Raw genomic sequence first — 2,344 nt, 5'->3', positions numbered from 1 at the left:
GCCATTATATTAATCAAAGAAATTGTTGCCCTCATTTCTGACGGCTGGAGTTTTTCAAAGAAAGAAAAAAGGAAATCGTCAAAGCCGCAAAAAGCTCACACGTTGGTTTATTCAAACTTTTTATCGACCATTACACCAAAGCCATGGTAACTCCATTGAATAAAAAGTGTAAATGGAGTTTTTAATTTGGCACCAACCGGCTGGTTGCGGTGCTCGGCTACAGCCAGTATGGGATGCTTGCATGTATAGCCTACTGGTCCTCGTTAAATAAAAATGGACTAATTGGGCTACTAACTAGACCGGAAGTTGTCCTAATGCATATAAAGGATTAATGAATGACAAAGGAGGCAGCTTATGAAAATCCGAAAGGCCATTATTCCGGCCGCAGGCCTTGGAACCCGATTTTTGCCTGCAACAAAAGCTCAGGCTAAGGAAATGCTGCCGATTGTTGATAAACCAACGATTCAATATATTGTTGAAGAAGCAGTAGCTTCGGGTATAGAGGAAATTATTATCATAATCGGTAGAGGCAAAAGGTCAATAGAAGATCATTTTGATAAATCTTATGAGCTGGAAGATGCACTTTTAAGAAAAAATCAGCTAGATATTTTAGAGGAAGTTCAGAAAATATCAAGTTTGGCAAATATCTATTTTGTCCGCCAAAAGGAACCGATGGGGTTAGGGCACGCAATTCTCTGTGCTGAAAGCTTCATTGGAAATGAACCTTTTGCTGTTTTGTTAGGAGATGACATCGTTATGTCTAATACACCCTGTCTGAAACAAATCATCAGTGTTTTTGAGTATTGCAACAGTTCCGTCGTAGCTGTTCAGAATGTACCGGAAAAGGATGTCAGTAAATATGGAATTATTAAGCCAAAAGGGACAATGGTTGAGCCTAACCTTTTTCATATCGATTCCATGGTGGAAAAACCGAAAAGGGAAGAGGCTCCTTCCACATATGCGATAATGGGGCGTTATGTTTTTAGACCTGAGATTTTTGAAACGCTATCAAAGCTTCCGATTGGACATGGTAATGAATTACAACTTACTGATGCCATAAATGAGCTAAATAGGCAGCAGGCCGTATTAGCATATAACTTTGAGGGAAACCGATATGATATCGGTGATAAAGTTGGATTCATTAAAGCAACAATCGACTTTGCTTTATGCAGGGATGATATAAGAGATGAAGTACTTTCTTATTTAAGGGATGTAAATAAGAAAGAAAATCTGCAGATTATAAAGAGAGAGCTTGAATAATATGAAAATAGCCGTTTTGGGTACAGGTTATGTCGGGCTTTCCACAGGTGTTTGTTTGTCCGAAATAGGGCATAGTGTCATTTGTATCGATACAGATGAACAGAAAATTAAAAGTTTACGTCAAGGAATTTCTCCAATATATGAACCGGGCATTGAGAGTTTGCTTTCTCAAAATGCCGCAGCGGGCAGACTGCTGTTTACAACATCTCATCGAGAGGCGCTAAATGGTGCCGAGATCATCATCATTGCCGTAGGTACACCGCAAATGGAGGATGGGGGAGCAGATTTATCGTATATTGTGCAAGCTGCGAAGGATATTGCCGCGAACCTAGTGCAGAGTTCAGTAGTCGTTATAAAGAGTACTGTGCCAGTTGGTACGAATGATTTTATTAAAAAAATTATGGAAGAACGCTGTAACGAAAGGGTCACCTTTCATATGGTTTCAAATCCTGAATTTTTAAGACAAGGATCGGCCGTTATGGATACGATGAAGGCAGATAGGATCATCATCGGTTCTGAAAATGATGAGGCGGCTAAGAAAGTCCAAGAAATGTATCGTCCGTTAAATGTACCATTTATACTAACCAGTATTAGAAGTGCTGAAATGATTAAGTATGCTTCTAATGCCTTTTTGGCGACTAAGATTAGCTTTATCAATGAAGTTGCCAATTTATGCGGAGTAGTAGGTGCAGATGTTAAAGATGTAGCAAAGGGGATGGGAAAAGATAAAAGGATTGGAGAAGCTTTTTTACAGCCCGGTATTGGTTATGGTGGATCTTGTTTTCCAAAGGATGTTAAAGCGTTGCTTCATACTGCCAAGTTAAATGGAGTACATTTTTCCCTATTAAAAGAAACAGTAGCGATTAATGATTTTCAGCAGGAACTCCTTGTAACGAAAGCGATAAATCGCTTTGGGGATTTAAAAGGGAAAAAAGTTGCAATGCTCGGTCTTGCTTTCAAGCCAGAGACAGACGATATGAGGGAAGCTCCATCCATCAAAATTGCACGTTCTTTAACCAAACTTGGAGCAGAAGTGGTAGCTTATGATCCGGTGGCTATAGATAATGCGAAGAAGATATTAGGG

At 39.5% G+C, this 2,344-nt stretch carries 2 protein-coding genes; both read left to right on the top strand.

Features of this window, described 5'->3' with window-relative positions; translation table 11 throughout:
- Positions 1-354: 354 nt before the first annotated feature.
- Positions 355-1,260: a UTP--glucose-1-phosphate uridylyltransferase GalU gene (gene galU, locus ACFVSH_RS25585; protein ID WP_387708561.1), complete on the top strand. Its 906-nt coding sequence runs from the start codon at positions 355-357 to the stop codon at positions 1,258-1,260.
- A gap of 1 nt (position 1,261) precedes the next feature.
- On the top strand, positions 1,262-2,344 hold a 1,083-nt coding region (locus ACFVSH_RS25580), incomplete at its 3' end, for a UDP-glucose dehydrogenase family protein (RefSeq protein WP_387708563.1).

The organism is Peribacillus sp. NPDC058002 (assembly GCF_042886655.1).
Taxonomy (GTDB): domain Bacteria; phylum Bacillota; class Bacilli; order Bacillales; family DSM-1321; genus Peribacillus; species Peribacillus aracenensis.
The sequence above is the reverse complement of the archived record's forward strand: the minus strand, read 5'-3'. Positions and strand labels throughout refer to the sequence as shown.